Origin of the sequence: Bradyrhizobium viridifuturi (assembly GCF_001238275.1) — a bacterium.
Classification (GTDB): Bacteria; Pseudomonadota; Alphaproteobacteria; order Rhizobiales; family Xanthobacteraceae; genus Bradyrhizobium; species Bradyrhizobium viridifuturi.
Window position 1 is genome coordinate 184,370 of the sequence record NZ_LGTB01000001.1, and the last position, 23,172, is coordinate 207,541.

20 protein-coding genes, 1 tRNA gene and 3 pseudogenes are annotated in these 23,172 nt (G+C 63.1%); 12 read left to right on the forward strand and 12 right to left on the reverse strand.

The features are described 5' to 3' along the window. Positions 1–26: 26 nt before the first annotated feature. Positions 27–1,382, forward strand: coding sequence for an MFS transporter (locus ALC15_RS00980; RefSeq protein WP_050625833.1), 1,356 nt, complete (start codon positions 27–29; stop codon positions 1,380–1,382). Between the two features lie 31 nt (positions 1,383–1,413). Next, a complete protein-coding gene (locus tag ALC15_RS00985; RefSeq protein WP_050625667.1) occupies positions 1,414–2,658 on the forward strand; it encodes a metal-dependent hydrolase family protein in 1,245 nt (414 codons plus the stop codon). Between the two features lie 84 nt (positions 2,659–2,742). Here the strand turns inward: ALC15_RS00985 and ALC15_RS00990 are convergent, their stop codons facing one another. The 3 genes from ALC15_RS00990 to ALC15_RS00995 all read right to left on the reverse strand — a co-directional run bounded on the left by ALC15_RS00990 (position 2,743) and on the right by ALC15_RS00995 (position 6,850). Next, positions 2,743–3,171 (reverse strand): L,D-transpeptidase, encoded by a 429-nt coding sequence (locus ALC15_RS00990; RefSeq protein ID WP_244485870.1) that lies wholly within the window; start codon positions 3,169–3,171, stop codon positions 2,743–2,745. Continuing rightward, complete coding sequence (locus ALC15_RS44485; protein ID WP_128089393.1) at positions 3,168–3,398, reverse strand: hypothetical protein; 231 nt, start codon at positions 3,396–3,398, stop codon at positions 3,168–3,170. The genes ALC15_RS00990 and ALC15_RS44485 overlap by 4 nt, the downstream gene beginning before the upstream one ends. Positions 3,399–3,685: 287 nt before the next feature. Then, complete coding sequence (locus ALC15_RS00995; RefSeq protein WP_162240463.1) at positions 3,686–6,850, reverse strand: autotransporter family protein; 3,165 nt, start codon at positions 6,848–6,850, stop codon at positions 3,686–3,688. A 462-nt stretch (positions 6,851–7,312) separates the two neighbouring features. Here ALC15_RS00995 and ALC15_RS01000 point away from each other — a divergent pair, with 462 nt between their 5' ends. Beyond that, positions 7,313–8,509 (forward strand): adenylate/guanylate cyclase domain-containing protein, encoded by a 1,197-nt coding sequence (locus tag ALC15_RS01000; RefSeq protein WP_050625669.1) that lies wholly within the window; start codon positions 7,313–7,315, stop codon positions 8,507–8,509. 8 nt (positions 8,510–8,517) lie between these two features. Here the strand turns inward: ALC15_RS01000 and ALC15_RS01005 are convergent, their stop codons facing one another. Both ALC15_RS01005 and ALC15_RS01010 read right to left on the reverse strand, forming a co-directional pair. Continuing rightward, positions 8,518–9,831: a chloride channel protein gene (locus ALC15_RS01005; RefSeq protein WP_050625670.1), complete on the reverse strand. Its 1,314-nt coding sequence runs from the start codon at positions 9,829–9,831 to the stop codon at positions 8,518–8,520. A gap of 146 nt (positions 9,832–9,977) precedes the next feature. Beyond that, positions 9,978–10,373, reverse strand: coding sequence for an NUDIX hydrolase (locus ALC15_RS01010; RefSeq protein ID WP_050625671.1), 396 nt, complete (start codon positions 10,371–10,373; stop codon positions 9,978–9,980). 467 nt (positions 10,374–10,840) lie between these two features. Here ALC15_RS01010 and ALC15_RS01015 point away from each other — a divergent pair, with 467 nt between their 5' ends. From ALC15_RS01015 to ALC15_RS01030, 5 genes are all read left to right on the forward strand, one after another. Next, a complete protein-coding gene (locus tag ALC15_RS01015) occupies positions 10,841–11,137 on the forward strand; it encodes a hypothetical protein (protein WP_050625672.1) in 297 nt (98 codons plus the stop codon). Next, entirely contained in the window at positions 11,130–11,330 is a 201-nt protein-coding gene (locus ALC15_RS41280) for a hypothetical protein (protein WP_094193586.1), read from the forward strand. Before ALC15_RS01015 ends, ALC15_RS41280 begins: the two co-directional genes overlap by 8 nt. Further along, positions 11,293–11,520: a hypothetical protein gene (locus ALC15_RS01020; RefSeq protein WP_050625673.1), complete on the forward strand. Its 228-nt coding sequence runs from the start codon at positions 11,293–11,295 to the stop codon at positions 11,518–11,520. The genes ALC15_RS41280 and ALC15_RS01020 overlap by 38 nt, the downstream gene beginning before the upstream one ends. Positions 11,521–12,010: 490 nt before the next feature. Beyond that, positions 12,011–12,760 (forward strand): lytic murein transglycosylase, encoded by a 750-nt coding sequence (locus tag ALC15_RS01025; RefSeq protein WP_430649128.1) that lies wholly within the window; start codon positions 12,011–12,013, stop codon positions 12,758–12,760. 92 nt (positions 12,761–12,852) lie between these two features. Beyond that, positions 12,853–13,260, forward strand: coding sequence for a hypothetical protein (locus ALC15_RS01030; protein ID WP_050625675.1), 408 nt, complete (start codon positions 12,853–12,855; stop codon positions 13,258–13,260). Between the two features lie 7 nt (positions 13,261–13,267). On the opposite strand, the gene ALC15_RS01035 is transcribed toward ALC15_RS01030, so the two are convergent. Further along, the gene (locus tag ALC15_RS01035; RefSeq protein WP_050625676.1) at positions 13,268–13,654 is read right to left on the reverse strand and encodes a YciI family protein; all 387 of its coding nucleotides are present in this window, start codon (positions 13,652–13,654) and stop codon (positions 13,268–13,270) included. Positions 13,655–14,230: 576 nt separating this feature from the next. Here ALC15_RS01035 and ALC15_RS01040 point away from each other — a divergent pair. Further along, a tRNA-Gly gene (locus ALC15_RS01040) sits at positions 14,231–14,304 on the forward strand. A gap of 136 nt (positions 14,305–14,440) precedes the next feature. Here the strand turns inward: ALC15_RS01040 and ALC15_RS47460 are convergent. Together ALC15_RS47460 and ALC15_RS01045 are read right to left on the reverse strand one after the other, a co-directional pair. Continuing rightward, positions 14,441–14,719 (reverse strand): annotated as a pseudogene (locus ALC15_RS47460) (thermonuclease family protein); the annotation flags it as partial. Between the two features lie 88 nt (positions 14,720–14,807). Then, positions 14,808–16,382, reverse strand: coding sequence for a retroviral-like aspartic protease family protein (locus ALC15_RS01045; RefSeq protein ID WP_050625677.1), 1,575 nt, complete (start codon positions 16,380–16,382; stop codon positions 14,808–14,810). 289 nt (positions 16,383–16,671) lie between these two features. On the opposite strand from ALC15_RS01045, the pseudogene ALC15_RS45775 reads away from it, so the two are divergent. After that, positions 16,672–17,106, forward strand: a pseudogene (locus tag ALC15_RS45775) (LysR substrate-binding domain-containing protein); the annotation flags it as partial. 101 nt (positions 17,107–17,207) lie between these two features. Here ALC15_RS45775 and ALC15_RS45780 read toward each other — a convergent pair. The 3 genes and pseudogenes from ALC15_RS45780 to ALC15_RS47770 all read right to left on the reverse strand — a co-directional run. Next, on the reverse strand, positions 17,208–17,414 hold the full coding sequence (locus ALC15_RS45780) for a hypothetical protein (protein WP_050625679.1): 207 nt from the start codon (positions 17,412–17,414) through the stop codon (positions 17,208–17,210). Positions 17,415–18,561: 1,147 nt separating this feature from the next. Next, complete coding sequence (locus ALC15_RS43960; RefSeq protein WP_157860843.1) at positions 18,562–18,714, reverse strand: hypothetical protein; 153 nt, start codon at positions 18,712–18,714, stop codon at positions 18,562–18,564. Between the two features lie 315 nt (positions 18,715–19,029). Beyond that, positions 19,030–19,274: pseudogene (locus ALC15_RS47770) on the reverse strand (IS481 family transposase); the annotation flags it as partial. Positions 19,275–19,449: 175 nt separating this feature from the next. Here ALC15_RS47770 and ALC15_RS43965 point away from each other — a divergent pair. Together ALC15_RS43965 and ALC15_RS01070 are read left to right on the forward strand one after the other, a co-directional pair. Next, entirely contained in the window at positions 19,450–19,605 is a 156-nt protein-coding gene (locus tag ALC15_RS43965; protein WP_157860844.1) for a hypothetical protein, read from the forward strand. Positions 19,606–20,020: 415 nt separating this feature from the next. Beyond that, a complete protein-coding gene (locus ALC15_RS01070) occupies positions 20,021–21,607 on the forward strand; it encodes a sensor histidine kinase (RefSeq protein ID WP_050625681.1) in 1,587 nt (528 codons plus the stop codon). A 415-nt stretch (positions 21,608–22,022) separates the two neighbouring features. Here the strand turns inward: ALC15_RS01070 and ALC15_RS01075 are convergent, their stop codons facing one another. After that, on the reverse strand, positions 22,023–23,162 hold the full coding sequence (locus ALC15_RS01075; RefSeq protein ID WP_050625682.1) for an acyl-CoA dehydrogenase family protein: 1,140 nt from the start codon (positions 23,160–23,162) through the stop codon (positions 22,023–22,025). Positions 23,163–23,172: the final 10 nt, after the last annotated feature.

Consider the following 23,172-nt stretch of genomic DNA (forward strand, 5'->3'; position numbering starts at 1 on the left):
ACCGCGGGGCGGAGGGGGGCTATTTCATGTCGATGATCTCGGCGCGCATCGAGCGCCTGCCGTTCGCGCGTTTCCATGTGCACCTGCTGCTGATGGGCGGCCTCGGCTATCTGTTCGACGCGATGGATGCCGCGGTGCTGGCGTTCATCCTGCCGGTGCTGCGCACCGCCTGGAACCTGACCAATGTCGAGACCGGCGTGCTCGGCAGCAGCACCTTCGTCGGTTATCTGTTTGGCGCGCTGCTGGCGGGGATGCTCGGCGACCTGATCGGCCGCCGCGCGGTGATGATGTCGGCGCTGGCGCTCTACAGCGTGGCCTCGCTGGTCAGCGCGGCGGTCGACAGCTGGCCGGCGTTCTTCGCCGCCCGCGTGGTCGCCGGCATGGGCACCGGTGCGGAGAGCGCGATCATCGCGCCATACCTCGCGGAATTCGTGGCGCGGCGTTACCGCGGCGCCTTCACCGGCGCACTTGCCGGCTTCTTCTCCTTCGGTTTCGTCGCCGCCGCCTTGCTCGGCTATTTCATCGTGCCGGCCTACGAGAACGGCTGGCGCATCGTGCTCGTCATCACCGCGGTGCCGGTGGTGATGCTGCTGTGGTGGCGGAGGTCGCTGCCGGAATCGCCGCGCTGGCTGGAAAGCCGCGGCCGGGCGAACGAGGCCGAAGCGGTGCTCGACAAGATCGAGGCGAGCTTCGCGCGCCAGGGCCGGGTGCTGCCGGCTCCGGTCTCCGAGCCCGCGCTGCCCGCCGTATCGTCTGGAACGCTGCTGAGCAATTTTGCGGCGCTGCTGGCCGGCCGCCAGGCCCGCATCACCACCATGACCTGGATCATGTGGCTGTCGATCACGTTCAGCTACTATTCGTTCTTCGTCTGGATTCCGGGCCTCCTGGTGCAGAACGGCATGAGCATCACCAAGAGCTTCGGTTATTCGCTCGCGATGTACTGCGCGCAGGTGCCGGGCTATTTCACCGCCGCCTTCTTCAATGAACGGATCGGACGGCAGGCGACGATCGCGACCTACATGCTGCTCGGCGGCGTCAGCGCGCTCGGGCTCGCCTTTGCCAAGAGCGACGGCGAGATCATGACGGCCGGTCTGCTGCTGTCGTTCTTCATGAACGGCACCTATGCGGGGGTCTATGCCTACACGGCCGAAGTGTTCCCGACATCGATCCGCACCACAGGGGCGGGGCTCGCATCCGCGATCGGCCGCATCGGCGCGATCGCAGCGCCTATCCTGGTCGGCTACCTCTACCCGAATTTCGGCTTTGCCGGCGTGTTCGGCGTCACCACATCGGTCCTCCTGATCGGCGCGCTCACCGTCGTGCTGATGGGCGTGCCGACGCGCGGCCGATCATTGGAAGAAATTGCAAGCAAGACCGCGTGACCACGGCGGCGTCCTGACAGGAGATCCAATCATGTCCACCATCCTCTTCAAGAATGCCGCGCTGCTCGATCCGCTGCGCTCCGATCTGCTGGAAGGGCACCACGTGCTGGTCGAGGATCGCCTGATCAAGGAGGTGTCGGATCGGCCGATCGACGCTTCGGCCGATCGGGTCATTGATCTCAAGGGCAAGACCCTGATGCCCGGCCTGATCGACCTGCACGTGCATGCGGTCGCCGTCGAACTCGACCTGTCGCAGCAGGCCCGGATGGCCAACGTGCTGGTGACGTTGCGCTCGACCATGCTGTTGCGCGGCATGCTGAAGCGCGGCTTCACCACCGTCCGCGATGCCGGCGGCGCCGGCTATGCGCTGAAGCAGGCGATCGACACCGGCCTGACCGACGGGCCGCGGCTGTTCGTCTCCGGCCGCGCGCTGAGCCAGACCGGCGGCCATGGCGACGGGCGGGCGCGCTCGGACTATCTGGCCGATCCGACCTGCTCCTGCTGCGTGCGCGTCGGCGCGATCGCGCGCGTCGTCGACGGCGTCGATGCGGTGCGCAAGGCGGTGCGCGAGGAGCTGCAGATGGGCGCCGACCAGATCAAGATCATGGCGTCCGGCGGCGTCGCGTCACCGACCGATCCGATCGGAGCCTACGGCTATTCCGAGGACGAGATCCGCGCCATCGTCGCCGAGGCGAAGGCGCGGCACACCTATGTGCTGGCTCACGCCTACACCGCGGAGGCGATCGAGCGCGCGGTCCGCTGCGGCGTGCGCACCATCGAGCACGGCAATCTGGTCGACCTGCCGACCGCGCGGCTGATGGCCGAGAAGGGCGCCTATGTGGTGCCGACCCTCGTCACCTATGAGGCGCTGGCGAACGAGGGCGCGAAATACGGCCTGCCCGCGGCGAGCGTCGCCAAGGTCGCCGACGTGCGCGACGCTGGCCTGCGCTCGCTCGCGATCTACCGCGAGGCCGGCGTCAAGATGGGCTACGGCTCCGATCTGCTCGGACCGTCGCAGCGTTTGCAGAGCGACGAGTTCCGCATCCGTGCCGAACTGCTCGGCCCGCAGGCGGTGATCGCCAGCGCGACGGTCATTGGCGCCGAGGTGCTCGGCATGGAAGGCAAGCTCGGCCGCATCGCGCCGGAGGCGTTTGCCGACCTGCTGGTGGTCGAGGGCAATCCGCTGCGCGACGTGGCGTGCCTGCTCGGCCAGGGCGAGCACATCCCGATGGTGATGAAAGCCGGCAAGGCCGAGGTCGACCGGCTCGGCGGGTAGAGCGTTTTCGGGCGAAGCGGGCCCGGTGGTTGTAGAGCGCGTCAAGCCGGAGTCTGGCGTCGCGGGTGCGGCATCATTCCGTCGTCAGCGAATGATTTCGATGGTCGTGTTGGCCCGTCCCTGTGTTTCGATCAGTTGGAAGAGCACCTGTGCGTGGGCTGGGCTCAGCCTGACACAGCCGTGGGAGGCGGGTCGGCCAAGGCTGCTGGTCTCGTAGCTCCCATGTATGGCGTAACCGGTATCGTAGAAGATCGAATACGGCATTGGTGTGTAGTTGTAGAGCCTGGAGTAATGCATCCGCTCGAGAACATACGGCGTGTACGTCCCAACCGGGGTTTGATATCCGGGGCGCGCGGTCGATACCGCCCAGGTGGCGAAATGGTCACCATCGACGGAGACGTCCATCTGTTGCGCTGAGAGTTGAATGCGGATGGTGACGGCCGCCATCGCGCTGTCGGCGTAGACACAAGACAGCAGGGCGTAGAGCGCGAAGAGCAATCGAAAGGGTGTCAAGCGTGAGATCCGGTGCCGGGCCATGCCGCATTGATAACTTGTCTGGCTTGCTGGACCTCGGCTTCCGCATTTGCAGGCGGCCGCTCGGCGCTGCTTCTGATGCCTGTCGCAAGCGCGATGGCCGCCAGCAATGCCCGTGATGTTTGCCATTTTCTATCGCCTCGCACGGACGGAACGAGAAGCATGAGGATGCCGAACCCCAGGATCACGAGATATGATTCGTTCATGGTCAATCTCCGCCTACAGACTAAGGGAAGCGGACGGAGGGGAGTTGCGTGAGATCAAACGGAGCTTGCGCAAGCCGATCGGCGCCTGCCGATCGGGGGCTCGCTGATTGATGCAAGTCAATTCTTTCGAGGGGACGTTGCAGATTGCCGTTGTCGGCGCCTCGAGGCGCTCGCCGCGTTGACGAGTCGGACTGTCCATTGCCTGCGAGGCAGCGCAATCGGCGAGCGATAGATTTTGCTGCGGCGTACGTCGCCAGGATCGCCGGCGCGCTTCAGGTTAAATCCGCTCACCACACCACGCGAAAACCCGCGGTGCCCTTGTAGCTGTGGTTGTCGCCGGCATCCTGCAGGCTGGCGCGATAGGTCGCTTCGCCGAAGACAGTGTAGCGGCCGTTGGCCCAGCTGTAGCTGCCGCCGCCGCCGAGGCTGCCCCAGAGCCGGTCGTTGTCGCTGGCGAAGCTGGTGCCGGAGACGTCGACCTTGCTGCCGTCGAGGAATTCGTAGTGCAGATTGCCGATCGCGTAGAGGTCGGAGCGAACGATGCTCGTGCCGTCATACCAGCTCTTCTGGTGATTGAGCATGAGGCCGATGCGACCGAGCAGGCTGTCGGCATTGGCGAGCGAGACCTGTGCGCCGAAGCGATCGGCGAACCCATCGAAATCGAGCTTCGAATAGGCGAGCTGGGCCTGCGGGGTCAGTGAGAAGCCGTTGCCAACAGCGATGCGCCTGCCGCCTTCGACGCTGAATGCATAGCCCAGGCCTTCATTGCCGTGGGTCATGCTGCCGACGAGATCGGAGGTGAGATCGCCGCGGTAGAACATGGTCTGCATCTGGCCGTCGATGTAGACGCCGTTGTCGCCGTACCAGGTGGCGGTGGCGCCGACGCCGGTGCCCTCGGCCCGGATGCGGCCGTTGCCGAACAACGAGTTCACGTAAGCCGTGGTCAGGCCGTATTGCAGCGTGAGCCCGACGATCAGGCGGCCGTAGCTGTTCTCCAGCGCGAGGCCGTCGAGCCCGGCCTGCGCCTTGAAGTCATCGCTGTTCGCGGTCGAGCCTGTGGTGTTCGATGGCCGCAAGCTGGTCTGGCCGCCCTCGACGCGGCCCCAGAATGCCGATTGCGTCCATGAACTATCGGCCTGCGCGGCCGGTGTGACGCCCATCCGCGCCATCGCCTCGCTCGGGCCGCCGCTGCCGGCCCAATAGCGGCTGCCGACGCGCTCCTGCAACGACGGCAACGCGTTCATGCCGAGCAGCACCTGGGCGTAATTCTCGTAGAGCGGCACGCCGGGCTGGTAGAGCGGGCCGGCCGGCATCGGCGTTGCCGGATTGACCAGGCTGGAGCGCAGATACCAGTCGCCGTCCGAAGGCGTCGAGATGCCGTTCTTCTGCAACGTATAGCCATAGGCGCCGGCGACGATCGCCTGCTGTCCTTGCAGCGAATAATTGCCGGCCAGCGTGAAGCTGCCGTTGGAGGCACCGGTGACGTCGATCAGCTTGATGCCGTCCTTGGTCTGCGCGCCGCCGCCGCCGACATTGTTGACCCTCACGGTCGAAGTGCCCGACGTGCTCCCCGCGATCAGGCGATCGGCGGCCGAGCCATCGCCGCCGAGCACGGTATTGAACAGCAGCGTGCCGCCATTGCCGGCATAATTGCCGGCGACCGTCAGCGTCGTGCCGGGTGCTGTGCCAAATCGCACGGTGCCGGCATTGTCGAGCGACGCCATGGTCTGGTCGAAGCCGTTGAGGTCGAAGGCGCCGCCGGCATTGGCGACAAAGGCGGACGCGGCGCTGAACGCGTTGGCCGCGCCGGCTTGCAGCGTGCCGCCCGTGACTGTGGTCGCGCCGCTGTAGCTGTTGACGCCGGACAGCGTCTGGGTGCCGCCGCTGATCGCGAGCCCGCCGGTGCCGCCGATCGCGCCCGCGAAATTGTCGCTTGCGTTGGTGATGGTCAGCGTCTTGGCGCCGAGCGCGACATTGCCGCTTCCGGCGAGGCTCTGGATGCTGGTGCCTGACCCCGCGAGGCCGGAGATGTCGAACGCCGCATTCGCCACCACACGGCTGGAATTGCTGATCGACCCGGTGCCCGTCAGCGCCAGCGTGCCGGCCGAGATCGTGGTCACACCGCCATAGGTGTTGGCGCCGGACAGCGTCTCGGTGCCGCCGGCGAGCGTCAGCCCGCCGCTGCCGCCGATCACGCCGGCGAACGTGTCGTTCGCAGCGGTCAGCGTCAGCGTCTTGGCGCCGAGATCGACCGCGCCGGAGCCCGACAGTCGCTGGATGCTGGTGCCCGCGCCGGAAAGCCCGGCGATCGAGAAGATGCCGTTGGCGATCACCTGGCTGGACGCGGAAATGTCGGCGGCGCCGGTCAGCGCCAGCGTGCCCGCGGTGATCGTGGTGGCGCCGGTGTAGGCCTGCACGCCGGAGAATGCCTGCGTGCCGGCGGTGAGCTGCACGCCGCCGGTGCCGCTGATCGTTCCGGCAAAGCTGTCGTGCCCGTTGGTGATGATCAGGTCCTTGGTGCCCAGCCTGACGCTGCCGGCGCCGCTGCCGGCGAGGCTCTGGATGTGCGCGCTGGGGTCATTCGTGAGCGAAATATCGAAGATCGCGTTATTGACCACCCGGCTTGTAGTGGCGAGGGCGTTGCCGGAGCCCGCGGCTGAGGACAGCGAGAGCGATCCCTGCTGGATCACCGTCTCGCCGGTATAAGTGCTGCTGCCACCGAAGATGAAATTGCCGTTGCCGGTCTTGGTCAATCCGCCGACACCGCTGAAGCCAACGCTGCTGACGACGGTGAACCCGTTGGTATCGACGGTCAGCCCGCCGGCGGCGATGTTGTTCTGCGCCGCTGTTCCAGCCGTGGCGTTCGCGGTGTTGACGCGCGCGCGGATTGTCGCATTGTCATAGTTGATCTGACCTCCCGCATTGCTGATGGTGAAGCCAAAGCCGCCCAGTATCACCGTGGCGTTGCGCACGTTGAGGGTGCCCGTGCCCCCAACCGGAGTGCCGAGGATGATTCTGGCGGAGGTGCTTAGGGTCGCGCCGTCCGTGACGTTGACGACGCCCGTGCCGGTGGTGCCGACGGTGAGCGCGCCGGTCGTCAATTGCGATCCGGCGCCCGTCACCGTCAGATTTGTGGACCCACCTGCGACATCGCCCATCGAAACATTAAGATTGGCAGTCAGCGTGGCGCCGTTTTGAATCGTGAGGCTGGTCGTTCCGCCAGCCACGTCGCGAATCGTCATATTGCCGGTCGTGCTGGTCGCCCCAGGGTTCACGCCGAGAACGACAGTTGAACCGGCCACGATATTGGGGCTAGTTCCGGAAGTCGGCGCCGCGCCACCGGACCAGTTCGAACCCACCGTCCAGTCGTTGCTGGTGGCGCCGGTCCAGGTCTGCGCCGCCGCCGAGCCCGGCGCCAGCGCCGAAAGTGCGGCGACTGAGGCGCTCAGCAACAGCAGCCGATGGATATCTGCGCGAGTGCGGGACGGGGGTACCATCCGGCGCGCATTGAGTGTGGTGTCACCAACGTGTCGTGCGACCGTCGCAGCCCCGATGCATTCGCGCATGGTGCTCAGCCCCTTGTTCTTGCCGCTGCCCGGCAGGTTGCATTCCGGCAAACCTTCGCCGACAGCGGATATGCGTTACGCTATGTGACTCTCTGTGAGCCGACAAATGAAGCTTGTATCGCGCGCAACGAAACACGCCGCGGTGTGCCCGCGGTGCAACGTCCGCGCGTTGCAATTAATCGATCGCTAACCAGTTGAGTGGCGGCGGGTTGCCCGGAACGGGGTTGGGCAGGCCGGCAGCGCGTCCCGGTCACCCAGCACATGCGATCACGATACCGCTGGCAGCGTTGACGTGGCCGGGCAGAAGCACGACATATCGCCTGCCAACCCGTCGCTCCGGAGCCAGCCATGAACGTCCCCAACATCGAATCCGTCACGCCGCAGTCCGACGGCGACGTGGTGAGCTGGCTGACCAACGAGACGCGCGACCAGCGTTTCATCGACAACATCTTCGCCGAGCTGTGCATCCGGCTGCAGCGCACCGGCATTCCCCTCAAGCGGGCGACGATGAACCTTCTGATCCAGCACCCGCAATGGCTGGGCGCCCGGATCATCTGGGCCGACGGCAAGCGCGAGGCCGAGATCACGCGGGTCGACTACGATGTCCAGCAGCGCTCGGAATATATCGGCAGCCCGGTCTACGAAATCCACCAAGGCGCCACCGAGGTGCGCGAGCGCCTCGAAGGCGATCCCTCGCAGGGCCGCAAGCACGCGCTCTATGACGACATGCGCGCGCAGGGCCTGACCGACTATGTGGCGTGGCCGCTGCTGCACACGCTCGGCAAGCGGCATGTCGTGACCTTCGCGACCGACCGCGCCGGCGGCTTCGATGAGGCTGATATCGCCGAGCTGCGGAAGGTGCTGCCGGTGCTGGCGCTGGTTAGCGAGATCCGGATGAAGAACCGGCTGGCCCGCACGCTGCTCGAGACCTATGTTGGGTCGCATGCCGGCGAGATGATCCTCGCCGGCGCCACCAGGCGCGGCAGCGGGACGACGGTGCGCGCCGCGATCATGATCTGCGACTTGCGGGATTTCACCCGGATCTCGGACTCCTGGCCGCGCGACGACGTCATCGATCTCTTGAACGACTATTTCGACGCGATGTCGGAGCCGATCGCGCGGCATGGCGGAGAAATCCTGAAATTCATCGGCGACGGTCTGCTTGCCATTTTCCCGCTCAGCGAGCCCAGGGCCTGCGCCAACCTGCTGCACGCGGTGTCCGAGGCGCGCGAGGCGATGGCGGCGCTGAGCGAAAAGAACAGCATGATGGGGCGGGCACCGATGAATTACGGCATCGGCGTCCATGTCGGTGACGTCATGTACGGCAATATCGGATCGCGCAGCCGGCTCGACTTCACGGTGATCGGTCCCGCGGTGAACATGGCGTCGCGGCTTGAAACCCTCACCAAGCAGCTGAAGAGGAACGTGCTGCTGTCTCGGGGGTTCGCCGATCTCGTCGAGCACGACTTCGCGCTCGAACATGTCGGTGAGCATGCCGTGCGCGGATTCAGCGAGCCGATCGAGTTGTTTGCCTATAACGGCTGACGGCGTCTTCAGGCCGGCGTCGTCTTCTGCGCCGGCGCAGCCCGGTTGATGAATCCCTTGGCGAGGGCGTGATAGACGCCCTCCTTGCAGATCAGCTTCGAACTTGCATGGGCGATCAGGGCCGCGGCCATCAACGGCACGACCATCGCGTGGTTGTCGGTCATCTCGGTGACGATCACGAAGGCCGTGATCGGGGCCTGAACCACGCCGGCGAAATACGACACCATGCCGAGCAGCATGATGGCGGGTAGCGGCGCGCCGTGAAACAGCGGGGCGATGTTGGAGCCTATTCCGGCACCGACCGCGAGCGAAGGCGCGAAGATGCCGCCCGGCATGCCGCTGATCGAGGCGAAGGTGGTCGCGAGGAATTTCCATACGCTGAAGCTCGCGGGCAATTGTGACCCGGCCTCGAGCGCGGACTTCACCTGCTGATATCCCGTGCCGTAGATCGCGCCGTCGGACGCAATCCCGCAGATCGCCGCCGCCAGCCCGCAGGTCGCGGCGAAGCCGACCGGGTAGCGCTTGATCGTGCGTCCCACCGGATTGGCAAATCCGCGCGCCATCGCGATCAGGATGCGGCTGAACAGGCCGCCCGCCAGCCCTCCGGCCACGCCGCAGAGCGGGACCGCGAGCCAGTCGGCGCCGTTGCGCAGCGCCGTCGCGCTGGTGCCGAAATAGGTGTAGTTGCCCATCAGCGCGAGCGAGGTCAGGCCGGCGGCGATCACCGCGCCGATGATCAGGCTGGAGGTTCGTGTCTCGAAGGAGCGACTCATTTCCTCGATGCCGAACACGATTCCCGCAAGCGGGGTGTTGAAGGCCGCCGCGACACCCGCGGCGGCGCCGGCAAGGATCAGGCCGGGCTGGCGGCGGGGCGAGAAGCGGCCGAGCGCAAACATGATCGACGCGCCGATCTGCACCGTCGGCCCCTCGCGCCCGACAGACGCGCCACACAGCAGGCCGAACAGGGTCAGCAGGATCTTGCCGGCCGCAATGCGCAGCGAGACGAGGCTTTCGCGCGCGGTCTGGTCGGTCAGATGGCGCGCAGCGATCGCCTGCGGGATGCCGCTGCCCTGTGCGTTCTGAAAGAAGCGATTGGTCAGGAACACCGACAGCGCGAAGCCGGCGGGTGTCAGCACCAGTGAGACATAATGGAAACGGGATACCACCGCATTGAAGGCGATCTGCGCCAGGTCCGCGAGCTGCGCGAGCGCGACGGCCGCCGCACCGACCGCAATGCCGCCCAACAGGAAGAGGGCGCGGCGCTGCCAGCGCGCGGAGACAATTCTGAACAGCCGCCGCTGGCGGTTGGAGGGGAACGTCATTCTGGCGGATTCTGGCTCATGTCGTGGCCCGATACGAAGCGGATCACGTCATTCCTAGCACGCGTCGATGGGGCGTGAAGCTCAAGAAATCAGCACGATATGCCGGCACAATCGCCGGATCGCGGCGCCGAAATCAGCGCCGCGGTCTATCTGCGGCTCCGCTGCTTTCTCGGAAACAGCCGGTCGCGGATGTAGCGCGAGGTCGCCGTCAGGCGAATGCCGCGGGGCTTCTGCCAGGCGGCGCGGTCGATCTCCTTCTTGTCGCCGATCGCCAAGCGTCCCTTGGCGTTCTTGGCAATGAAGATCGCGTCGCTCATCCTGCGGCCGGAACGCTTGTTCCTGGCCGTCACTTCCTTCCAGAGGCTGAGCCTGCCGAGCTTGAGCTTCGGCAGTTCTTCCTTGATCTCGCGCTTGAGGCAGTCCTTCCCGGTCTCGCGCGCACGTCTGCGTCCGCCGGGGAACATCCACAGCCCGTCAGATCGGCGTCGAACCAGAAGAACCTTGCCGCGTTTCGCGGCCACCAGTTTGGAGGACTTGGTCATGTACAGCGCAATGATCGAAACAGAATCTCGTCCTATTCTAACTTGTCTACTTAGGTAGACAAGTTTTAATGGTGCATTGTTCCACAGCCATATATCGGCTGTTTGTCTGCGGCAGCAGCCTGCGTTCGGAGCGTTGACGACGCGCATATGCTGTGAGGAGGAAGCGGCAAAATGACGGAGACCGTCCGCTGTGACGGTCTGTCGCGCCTTCGCTGCCCGTCGCGTCTCGGCGCTTTGCGCGTGCGCGTGATCCTCGGCCCTGCGTGCTGGTCGGTGGCGGATCTCGTTGCATCGAACATCGTTACGTTGAGTTCGTGCACATGATGATGGCGCGGTTCCGGCGGGAGGAACTCGCCTGATCGCGTTTCGATGACACCATCCGCGACGGCAGCCCCGCTGCTTGTCGCCACTTGACTTGATGTTCTTGTTTTGTTCTAGTTGCCCTCCACCGTGAATAGGAGGTCGCCATGGACAACCGTATCAGCGAAATTCGTAGGCAAATCAGGGCGCTGCGCGTCAGCATGCTCGAGGCCGAGGCGATCATGCGACAGCAGATCGACCGGGACGAGGACTGCGCCTTCGTTGCCGGGGACCTCCTGAAGATGCGCCTGGTGATGAGCCGTCTGGTCGAAGAGCGGGCCGTGCTGGGCGACCGCGACCCGATCATCGTGCACGCGAGCGTTGCTCCGCGCCGCCGGGCCGCGACGCCCATCTTTCTTCGCGCGACGAAGAAAGAACTCGTCGCCGGCGAAGCGCGTGCGTGATGACGCGGTCAAGGTGCAGCGGCTGCGCGCCGAATTGCGCGCACTCGATTCGTCCGTGAACCGGCTCAGGCGCGCCGGGCGCGACGGTGCATCTGCGCAGCTTTTGCTGTCGCGCAAGCGCGCCGAACTGGAAGACGTGATCTGCCGGAGGAAAGATGAGAGAGCCGCTTCGGTATTTCCACGACAGCGATGATCACGCGCCCTGGATCAAGGCGCTGGCCGAGGTTCGCCACATGGCAACGCGGGAAGGCTGGTGCTTTCACCACGTGCAGGCGATCATCGTTGCGATCGACCAGTACGCGGAGACCGCACTCGGCAACCGCGAGTTCTTCCTCAACCGCCCGCAGACCGTTGGCCCCATAAGGCGAGGCGAGGTGCCCTAGCGCGTCTTCGACCGGGCGATGGCACCGCGTTGTGCGGCATCTGGAGTCGAGAGCCATCCTCGTCGTCGTCCTGGCCTAGTGCGCAATTGCGCACGGGAGCCAGGACCCATTACCCCAAATCTCAATTGTTGCACGACGCCGGGGCCGCGATCCCGTTCGCCATCGCATGCGGTGGTTATGGGTCCCGGCCTTCGCCGGGACGACGAACCGGGAGAGCTCGGCTCGCCAGGGCAGGGACGACAGTGATGGGTGTGACGCCGTCACGCGGCATCGATGCGGCATAGCTGTCACCGGCCGGGATGGCCAATCCGTCACAGCCGACATATCGTGACGATCCGCGGCCGAATCTGAGGCGGATCGTTCATCGCCGGGTCATCTATGGCAGGCCATCGTCAGCGCCGCGCCCGCGGGGGCGGCGGCATAATTTCGGAGGAGGTTTCGGATGATCAGGGGCTGGCAGATTGCGGCGTCGGCGCTCGCCATCGTCGCGATGGTTGCAACGCTGGGCACGAAGGCGAACGCGGCGCAGTGCGGCAACGGGCCCGGCGGATTCGAAGCCTGGAAGGGGCAGTTTGCCGGCGAGGCGAGGGCAAAGGGCGTCGGCGCCACCGCGGTCGACGCGTTGATGCAGGCGCATTATGCCAGCGCGACGATCGCCGCGGATCGCGGCCAGCGCAGCTTCGGCCTGTCGCTCGAGCAGTTCATGGCAAAGCGGGGATCCGCGACGATCGTGGCGCGCGGCCGTTCGCTGAAGCAGTCGCAGGCGGCGATGTTTGCCTCGATCCAGCAGCGCTACGGCGTGCCGCCGGGACCGTTGATCGCGATCTGGGGCATGGAGAGCGGTTTCGGCAGCCAGCGCGGCAACCAGAACATGCTGTCGTCGATCGCGACCCTTGCCTATGACTGCCGGCGTCCGGAGTTCTTCACCGAGCAGCTCTATGCCGCACTCAAGCTGATCGACCGCGGCAGTCTGTCCGGGAGTACGCGCGGCTCGATGCATGGTGAAATCGGCCAGACCCAGTTCATGCCGAAGAACGTCCTCGCCTATGGCGTCGGCAATCTCGACGTCGCCGCCAATGCGCTGGCCTCGACGGCGAATTTCCTGCGCGCCAATGGCTGGCGCGCCGGCGCCGGCTATCAGCCCGGGGAACCCAATTTCGCGGCGATCGAGGCATGGAACGCGGCAGGGGTCTATCAGAAGGCGATCGCCATCATGGGACGGCAGATCGACGGCCAATGAGCGAGGCACGCTGCTTGATTCCGGGTTCCTTCACCGCCTGTTAACGCAACGGTGCCCAGATCGTTTGGGGTGAAACGGAGCAAGGGAGCTCCATGCTCAAGAACGGCACCTATGCAGCGTGGTTTCGCACGCCGCTCGCTGACGGCACCGGCATCGTGCACGTGGCCGATGGCAGGCTGTGGGGCAGCGATGCCATCATGCTCTACAGCGGCACCTACGAGGTCGATGGCGAACGCTTCTCTGCGGTTCTCACCACACGGCGGCATTCCGAAGGTCATGCGACCGTGTTCGGCACCGACGATCTCGTGGTCCGGCTCGAGGGTGTCTTCAGCGGCCCGATCGCGATCTGCAAGGGCAGGGCGGATGCGGTGCCCGATCTCGCCTTCGAGGTCACGCTGATGCCGAGCCACGAGGCGCCGCCCGAGCCGCCGCCGGATCTGCCGATGCCCAAGTTCGATCCGAGCAAGCTGCCGAAATTGCCGAAGCGCTCCAGCCGCTGAACAATCGCTACGCGTCGCTCGGGCCCGCGGTCTCCGGAAACGGTGCACCGGGGGTGTAAAGCTTAAGCGGGCGGATCTCGTAGACGGCCGACGGATTGGCACTGCGCAGGTCGCGCGCCGCGGCGACCGCCTCGGCTTCATCGGCGCAATTGATCACGTAGAAGCCGAGCAGCTGCTCCTTGGTCTCCGCGAACGGGCCGTCGATCACGACGCCGTGGCCAGGCCCGCGCAACGTGCTGGCCTTGCGGGTCTCGTCGAGCCGCGCAGCGGGCCCGAGTCGGCCCTTCAGCCGTTGACGGACCTCGCGCAGACCCGCCATGACGGCTGCGTCCTCATCGGCATTCCACGACTTGACCTCGGCCTCGACGTGATAGGCCAGGATGGCATAAAGCATCTAGTGAACTCCTCATTTCGGATGCGACAGGCGCTGAAGCGCGTTGATGTTCGAGCATGACCGGTCCGGAAAACCGCTTCGCGCTTTTCCGGATCATGCTCTAGGACGTCTCGCGCCCGCCCGCGCCGACATTTCATCTGTAGCGGATCAGGCTACTTTTTGTGCTGCGACAACGTAGCCCGCAGGTCGCATGGCGGCGCCGATTCGCGACGCCCGAACAGCAGGACGCCCGAACAGCAGAAAGGCGCGGCGGAGTTGCCTCCGCCGCGCCCCCGATGTTGATGTCTCGCTGGTCCAGGGCTGAGAGCGCCCCGATGCCAGGCTGATTACTCAGCGCCTAGCGGGCGATCCCAGCGAGGTGACAGCGCTTGAGACAAGACACTAGATCACCTCCTTTCTTTGTTGATGGGACCAGCAATATAGGTGGCGAATCTGCCGCTGTTAAGGCCGCGGATCCGTCCGATCCGGGCCAGGAACCGGGCGCAATGCGCGGGCATATTGCCGTGGACCGGTGCACAAGCACGCCGGCCGAGGCAGTTGAGGCGGCCGTCGGGCCGTGTTAGGGGATCGTTCGATGCGGGTGTAGCTCAATGGTAGAGCAGCAGCCTTCCAAGCTGAATACGAGGGTTCGATTCCCTTCACCCGCTCCAGTGTTTTCAAGTACTTATCGGACTTTCTACCAGCCCTCATGCATGCTCGACAGAGCCAGGGCGCCACATAGCTACCCGCCCAGATACCGCGCCCGGCGCGCTCTGCATCTCGCTGTGGAGTGCTATGCCTGCCGTGGGCATAGTGCGCCCAATCCAGCGCGAACCCCTCGCGTACAAGCCATTCGCCGAGATCGACGCCACCAACTGTGCACGCGGCAACTGTGCGACCATAGGGATCAAGCGAAACCGGCGCGCAACTCACTGGTCGCTGTGCGATGAAGGCGTCAGGATTGTTCGCTGCTTTTGCGCCACAACGATAGGGCAGGCTATCCTCGTCCCGACACGACTGCTTGCTCTCTGGCGCGTCAATGCCCCAGCCTGATGCGGGTGCTGTGGATCTCCAGGGTATCGCCATCGACGACGCTGGCCTGACCGATCAAATCGGCAGCGATGCAGCATGACGCTGGTGCAGTGCGTAGATAACGAACGGCAAGAGCAGAAAGCTATTGCAGTACAAGCTCGTGACTCACGTTATCCTGTGACCAAGACTTGAACCTATTCAAAAAGGACTGTCCAAGCAGCAAAGGGGCATTCGCGCGTGCGACGCTCGCACGAACATTGGTCACCGTTCGATCTCCAACCGTCAAAGATCTGATGATAAACGTCCTTGATGAGACAATTGAACCATCAGCAAGGCGATGGTTCGCCGATCCAGTAAAGTCGCTTTCGCTGATCGTGCCGGTGCTCATCAAGGTGCGGGCAACATCGGCGGGGATCGAAACGTCAGAGGCGCCGCTGTCAACAACGAAGTTTAGCTTCAGAGTATCGTTTATGAGAACGGGCACGTGAAAGGTCCCGTTGCCTGAAACCATCCTCACGCGCACCTCGCCCACAGATTGTTCGGTCGTTATCGGAGATGCCGCGGGCCGAACCCCGCTGAGACGGGCCAATGCTGCTTGGGCAAAACCATTTCCGTGATCTGCGGCCAACCTGTACAGACGGACGGCTTCGCGCTCATCTCTTACTAACCCGCCGTCGCCGCGCTCGTATGCAGCTGCGAGATTTGCCTGACCTTGAGCGTTGCCGCCCTCTGCAGACATTTTGAAAAACCGTACAGCCTCGACGACATCTTTCGGCAGTCCTCCGAGCCCACGCAAATAGGCAAGTCCTAGATTCGCCTGCGCCAGCGCATTCCTGTGTTCTGCTGAGAGCTTATAAAGCCGTACTGCTTCGGTCTCGTCCCTCGTTAAGCCACCCGAACCGCGCAAATACGCCGCGCCCAAGTTATTTTGCGCCTGATCGTTGCCTTGATCAGCTGACAGCTTGTAGAGACGCACAGCTTCACGATCGTCTCTTGCTAGCCCGCCTTCTCCGCGCTCATAGGCGAATCCGAGGTTCAGCTGGCCGACAGCGTTACCTTGATCAGCCGAAAGCTTAAAAAATCGTACGGCTTCACGCTCGTTTTTTGATAACCCTGCGCGGCCTCGCGCATAGGCGAGTCCTAGATAGGCCTGTCCGAGAGCATTACCTTGGTCGGCCGATGATTTGTAAAGTCGGCCCGCTTCACGTTCATCTTTGGTGACTCCGCCGCGTCCCTCGAGATAAAAGAGCCCGAGATAGACTTGCGCGAAGGCGTTACCGCGCTCTGCTGCTGTTCTGTATAGACGGACGGCCTCGTACTCATCCTTGGCTAAGCCGCCACGTCCCGTTTGATAGAGCTTGCCGAGATTATATTGCCCCGGCGGGAAGCCCTGATCTGCGGAAAGCCTGAAAAGACGAGCGGCTTCAACATCATTTTGGGGAAGCCCGCCACGCCCCTCTAGATAAAGAACTCCAAGGTCGTTTTGACCTTGCGCATTCCCGCGGTCTGCAGCGATTTTCGACAGGCGGACCGCTTCGGCGTCATCTTTCGGGATGCCGCCTTCTCCAATCAGATAAAGCGACGCCAGGTTGGCCGTAGCTTGAACGCTGCCACCCTCGGACGCCTTCAAGTATTGCTGCCGGGCCGCATCAACGTTCTTTGCGGCCTGATATGCCCGACCAAGCTGCAGGGCGATCCGGGGATTGTTTGGGGCCACCTTGCTGCGCGTTCGCAGGCATCGATCGCGACCTCTGCGACGATCTTTTCAAAACTGACGCCGGCAACTCGATCGCAGGCTGCTAGAAGTTCAACGACTGGCTTCTCGGCGGCGGAAATAGAGGACCCACTAAATCCAATCAAGAGTCCGACGGAGATATAAATCAGCCTCACCGCACTCCCCCTGTGAGACGAATTGAAAGTGTTTCGCTACAATAAGACCCAAGCCTATCCGTCCGGCCCGCTCCTGCCAATGCCGGATACTCAGGAAGATGTGTGGTGCCAGGGTCATGCCTCCGCCGGGACGAGCGAAGGGATACTGTGACGGGATAGCGGCCCGGATCGGATCTATCCGCATCGTCGTTTGCGGGAGCCCTTCATACCTGGAGGCGCGAGGTCGTCCGCAGCATCTGGCCGATCTCGCCGACCACGATTGCGTCACCATCGACGATCGCGTTTCGCCGTCTATCTGGCGCTTCGTGCGAGGCGGTCGGGCCAAGATAGCCCCGATCAAGTCGCGGCTGTGCGTCAACACCTCGGAAGCAGCCGTGCTGGCCGCGATCGCTGGCGCCGGATTGACACGGGTGATGTCGTACAAGATGGACGCGGCAAAGCAGGCTGGAACGCTTGCCATCGTGCTCGACAACTTCGAGCCTGAGCCGCTTCCCGTCCATATCGTCTATTCTCCGCGAAAGCCCGTACCGATGAAGCTACGAGCATTCCTGAATTGGATGACGCCGCGCCAAGACGCGACTGGCGCTGGACTGACCTTCCCGCCGCAAGCTCAGGCGCCGTCATCAGCATCAGAGGATTCATGCTGGCTCGGTCATCGCATCAACTGGAACAGCTCGAGGACATCGGCGAGACGTAGCTTGGCGCCCTTGGGCATGTGCTGCAGCAGGATATGCCTGGTGTCCGCGGCGATTTCGTCTCGCTTGTGTGGACTGTGCTCGGCGTGAAACAGCCGCATGTTGGCCGCGAATTTCTTGGCGACCTCTGGCGGGATCTCGAGCGGATTCCTCGTGATAGGCATGCTCGGAAGGTATCCGGCTCGGTTTTTCGAATCAGCACAGCGCCGTCCGCTTAAAATGCTCGCGGCAGCGCTGGCTCTAATTCCCAGGAAGGAGAGCAAAATCCTGACGATGATTAGACGCGTCAGTCCAGCAATAGTTCTGTAGCCCTGAAGGAGTAGCTCGCGGCTGAAACCAACTCGACCAACGTGGCGTAGCTGCCAAGTCGGCCACCGCTTCTAACTGGGCAAAAGGGAGAAGTGGACCGGCAGGGGTCGTCCGTTTCCAAGTTACGGGCGACCCCACTTCCGGGTTTCAAGCCGAACAGCCGGGTGCGAACAAGCAGAGACTAACCCCTATGGCTTGCCCGTAGAGCCACTGTAAGTCGAAATTTCAACTGCTCGATGTGTGGCTCGGCAGTAGGTTGAAGGGCGAGGGGGCGGCACCTCAAAGGACAGGAAGGGCCGCTATGGAACGACTGTACTTAGGCATCACCATCACGAGCACATATGCTCTGGTTACGATGCTATTGATGGTGGCATTCCTGCGCTAACGACACACGACAGGCTCGGCAATTCATGCCGTGGGTTGCCCGACGGTCGCATGCACAAATCCGATTGTTGGCTGATTGGACGCCGCTCTCTCAACGACTCGCGCCGGTCGCCCGTTTGCGAGTTCTCAAGTTGAGAACTGGGCGACCAAATGCGAACGCCCTCCGAGCGCACCATAACCCAGGCGCGCGGCGTTACCGTCGCCGATTAGCCTTTTCGATTGGCAGACTTCGCCAACTTTGCCGTAGGCTGAAACGCGAAGCAGACCCATGGATCTTGAGGCTTCGACAATGATGGCACCGGCATCGCAAAGCAAAGAGGCGATTTCGTTTGGTCCCTTCAGTCTGCTCGCGAGCGAGAGGCGGCTAGGCAGCTTCGCCTTGACGACGCTACGGCAACCGTCGGATTGAACGTGCACTGTAATGAGGTAGAGGAGGCCGGCGATACACGCGGTCGTTAGACTTGCAGCCAGTACGGGCTTCCACCTTGCAGCAGTAGCTTACCTGGTTGGATGCCCCGCGGGATAAGCTTGAGTTGCTAACCGTACGCACGCCCGCATCGGTTAGACGCAACCAGAGAAGCTCCGAAACTCGGGTTTCTCGCACTGCACGGAGGCGATTTAGTCGGCCAAGCGTCGAATGGCGACAATTCGCCAACGAGCCCCGTCGAACCACTTCTCTGCCACGCTACGGGCCGAGTCCTCGTTGAGCGCTTTGAGGTCAGTCTTGAGGCTCTTTTCGCCGTCGGCGAGTTGAATTCGAAACATTGCCATTTGCGACTCCTTGGTACGGGGTCAGGAGGGTGGCGCCCTCATGGTTAATCGAAGGTTAATGGAGCGGCCTACGGGCGACTTCCAATGACGTCGGATTTGTCGGTCGGTCCGGGACCCTCCGTCGCCGCTCACTGGCGCGATGCGCGTCAGACGCCATCGGAGATCGGCACCATTTCGAGGCTGCAAAATATCGGAATGGGCCTAGAAATCATTGCGGAAATTCGAAGGCTTCCAAGCTGAATACGAGGGTTCGATTCCCTTCACCCGCTCCATTCTCTGCTTGTCCAGACCGGAGAGATGGGTAACAGGTCGTACCTAAGACATGAGTGACAACCGCGTGCCGAACGGGTTGCCGAATGGCTGCAAGGTTTTCTGCTCCAGGTCGAAGTATCCCAGATCATCGTGCATGCAGCTGACGAACCAAATGCCGTCGTCGACTTCGTTGATGCCAAGCTTTGTCCGGCCAGCACAGTGGAGAGGTTGCCCCGCTTGCGAGCCAGGCAGAGCCGTCCGCAGGCTGTCACGAGCACTTCTCGATCTTGGAACGGGTAACCGGTCTCGCGACTGCAATCGTCTCGGCGTCCGTGATCATTGCATGCCCGTGTCGCTATCACTGCCTCTCGTCGGCTGCCTCGTTTAATTTTCTCGCTCTCACTCCGCTGAGCTGCCCAAGATTCTCACGCTTGAGAGCTAAGTCCGTATGAAGGCGCGGCGGCTCGACATCGGAGGGGCTAGATGCAGAAGATTCTTTACGTGGGGCTCGACGTTCACGAAGTCAGCATTTCGGTAACGGTGGCCGAAGACGGACGCGAAGGAGCGGTCAATTTCATCGGAGCGGTACCAAACACGCCGGCGGCGCCGCATGTCGGGTTGGTACGCGAGCTTTTTTAGAGAACGACCGCGCGACACGGTCGCTGGTGTGCAGGCGGCTTCCGGAAAATTGGCACGAACCAAGTAGAGATCACCCGTCATCGTCCCATCCTTGGCGACAAGTCGCGTCAGGAGCAAGATTTGTCGGCTGCCGCTCTCGAAACAAGGCATAGCTTCGACATTGGCCGCGTCGACGACCTCGGGAACGCGGTGTTCGATGCCGGCGGCGAGGCCATCCAGATGCCGGGTGCCCACGTTCGCGGCAACCTCGCGTTCGCGACGCGGCGGGGATGGCTCGTCGAGGTGTCTTGGACCTTTACATGCCCTTTCAGCTCGTTACGATCCGGGATGCCCGCCAACGGATCCTGAGCCAATGATTGGCTGGAAGTTGGGGCGAGCCCGGCCGACCGATTGCTAACGCGGGAGGACCGTCGCGGTGAGTGAGACCGAAGGGCAGCGGCTTGCCCTCCAGACAATTGCAAAAGCTGGCCAGATCGTCGCCGCCCAGATTAGCTTCGACGGGGTCGCGACGGCGCTCCTCAACGCCTCTCTCGAACTCTCCGGCGCGGCGCGAGGCGCGGTCGTTCTCGCGACCAAGGGCGATCTGACGCTGAGCGAGAACGCTTTCGAACCGGGGCTTCCGTTAGTCTCCAAGCTGAAGCCCGACGGCACATTGACCGATTTGTCCATGGAAGTGATGCGTGCGGTCGTGGAGACCCGAGCCCCGCACGTGCGGGCGGTCCAATCGGGATCGTCCGCCACCGTTCTATGCACGCCGGTGATGTCCGGAACCGCGCTTAAGGGGCTCACTTATCTTGAATTCGACAGCAGTCGGCACGAAGCGACGCCCGCCGCTGCCGCGGCTGTCACGTTGCTCGCGTCACAGACCGCGCTGACTCTTGATGCACTCGGGGAATTCGGATCTCAGCGCGAGGAGCCCGTCTGGAGGAGCAGAAGCCGATCGACGGGCAGCATCGCCACCTTCCGCTGGAACCCCGCGACCAGGCTGGCCACGGGGTCTCCGGAATACTACGAGATGCTCGGCTTCGATCCCGAGAGCGGTCCTATCGACTTCGTCTCGATGGCGAGCCGGGTCCATCCGGCCGACTATCCCACTGCTCAAGCGGTCGTGGATGATATCGTGAGACGTCGTGCTCCGCTCAGGATAGAATTCCGGATCATCCTGCCATCGGGCGACGTCCGGCAACTTCTGTGGTCTGGTCAATTCGATCTGACGAACCCGGTCTTGCCGGAACTGGTCGGCGTCGTCATGGACATCACCGAACTAAGGGCCGCAGACGATCTGCTGCGCGCGGCTCAGGAGGACGCCGACCGCCAGCTGCGCCTCGCCTGGCTTGGAGAAATGGCAGGATCCATCATTCACGAGGTGAACCAGCCGCTCGGCGCCATCGTTTCCAGCGCGGGTGCCGCGGCGCACTGGCTCGAACGGGACCGGCCTGATATCGAGGCCGCTATCAAGTCGATCCAGCGGATCTGCGAAATAGCGCATAGGGCAGGGCGCACCGTTTCCGACATGCGGGCGCTCACGTCGAAATCCTCGACGGAGATCGTCGACCGGTCCATGAACTCGATTCTAGGCGAGGCTCTGCAGATGTCGTCGGCCTTGCTCAATCGCTCGAACATCCGAACCGCTACAGCGTTCGATCCCAATCGTCCCGTGGTGAGCGTTAACCCAGCCCAACTTCTGCAGGTGATGCTGAACCTCATCCACAACGCTGTCGACAGCATGCGCGAGGTGAGCGACAGGCAGAGGATCTTGAGCACTCGGACGCGGGCCGATGACGGCGTAGTGGTCGTCGAAATCGCTGACAACGGCGTCGGATTGCCCAGCGGCGACACCGGCCGCCTCTTCGATCCGCTATACACGACGAAAACGGCCGGAATGGGCCTCGGTCTTTCGATCTGTCGTCGCGTGGTTCTTGCGTACGGCGGCACCATCGCCGCGCGTCCCAATGCTGATTTCGGCGCCACCTTCGTCGTCCGTCTTCCGCAAGCGGAATGAGCGGAGCCGCCAGCGCGCGACCGGGCCGAGTGTTACGCGAAAGTCACGTGCTACGGCGTTGCTTTGCCAGGCTGGCGTTCTCAAGAAAATCGGGGAAAGAAATCCTGCGCCCGTTGCGATTGGCTTGCGAACGCGTGACCTTCCCAAGGTGCGCACCATTGCCACCCATCTGGCCGTGGCGAGTGATGGCATCTTGCGCCAGGAGGGACGGGACACGCTATCGCCTGTGCAAGTTTGATCGATGCTGGAGTCCATTGCGCGCGCCCACTTGGCGAAGCCCGATCGGCTCGCACCGCTCAAGGGCTGATCGCCTCAGAAAGACGCTGAGGCTGAGGCCCGCCGGCAGCAATGTGGATGCTGGTTTCTTGTCGCTAAGCTTGCTTGTCTTTTGGCCTTCGCGACCGACGGCATGATCTTATGGTGTTAACTCGCCGCCCACCAATAGCTTCCCAGCTTTTGAATAATTGCGATGTTGCATGAGATTATGCTGTGCGGCGACATGGACGTCGCGTATGCGACGTTCTAACGGCGAGCCACCGTACAGAGCGGCGCTTCCCGCGAGCGCGAAACACTCGTCGACAACGTTCACACATGTGCGGACCGTCCAGATCGCAGCCTGACTTCCCTCGACGAGCAGTACGTTCGTCCCGAGTTGTCGAGCTTGTGCATGTCGCCAGTGACTCTCAGTTTGCTCTAGCAGCAGCGCTCTTGCCGCCCGCAAAGCGCCATGCAGATGGCCGAGATCGGTTTGAAAGGCTTCCGTATCTCGCATCGGAGCATCCGCGCGCTCCTGCCGACGACCGGAAACGGCAATTGCGAGGAGATCGTCCAGTGCGCCCTCCGCAATGCCCAGCGACACGGCTCCGTGCAGAAGAGCAATAATCTGTGGTACGCCTCCATATAGAGGACCATCAGCCCAACGTTCCTGCGCTTTCATATCGAAGAAGCTTTCATTGGGCGCGACAGTGCTGTCGAGAGTGATATGGTGGCTTCCGCTCCCCTTCAGACCAGGCGCACGCCAGGTCTGCGCGATCGTCCACTTCGACGCGGGCGCGATCACGACGACGTCTCTTGCTTTTCCGAACTCGTCGTCTTCGCTTTCAATCAGCTTGCAGAATCCCAACATCCAGTCGGCGTGCTGACACCCGCTCGCGAAGGGCCATCTTCCACTCGCGCGCCAGCCATTGCCGTCGCTTTCGACACGGCCAAGTACCTGGGTCGAGCCAGCGATGATTGTGTTGACGCGATTGCGATAGATCCGTTCAAAAATACTGCGAGGAAGCATGGTGGCGAACAACGCGGAACCAGCTCCGATCATGGCGGTCCAGCCTACCGAAGCATCAATCCTGCTGAGCGAACGAATTGCGTTGACAATCTGCGGTAACTCCAGCTCGAGTCCACCATATTCCCGTGGTACAAACATCCGAAAAATTCCTGCGGATTTCATGGCATCTATGACCGCCGCAGATAATCTGTAATTCTCGTCTGCTTCGTTGGCATGGCTCGATGCCAGAGATTTCAAGTCGCGGATGGCCTGCGTGATTTCGTTTTCCATGCTTTCCTGT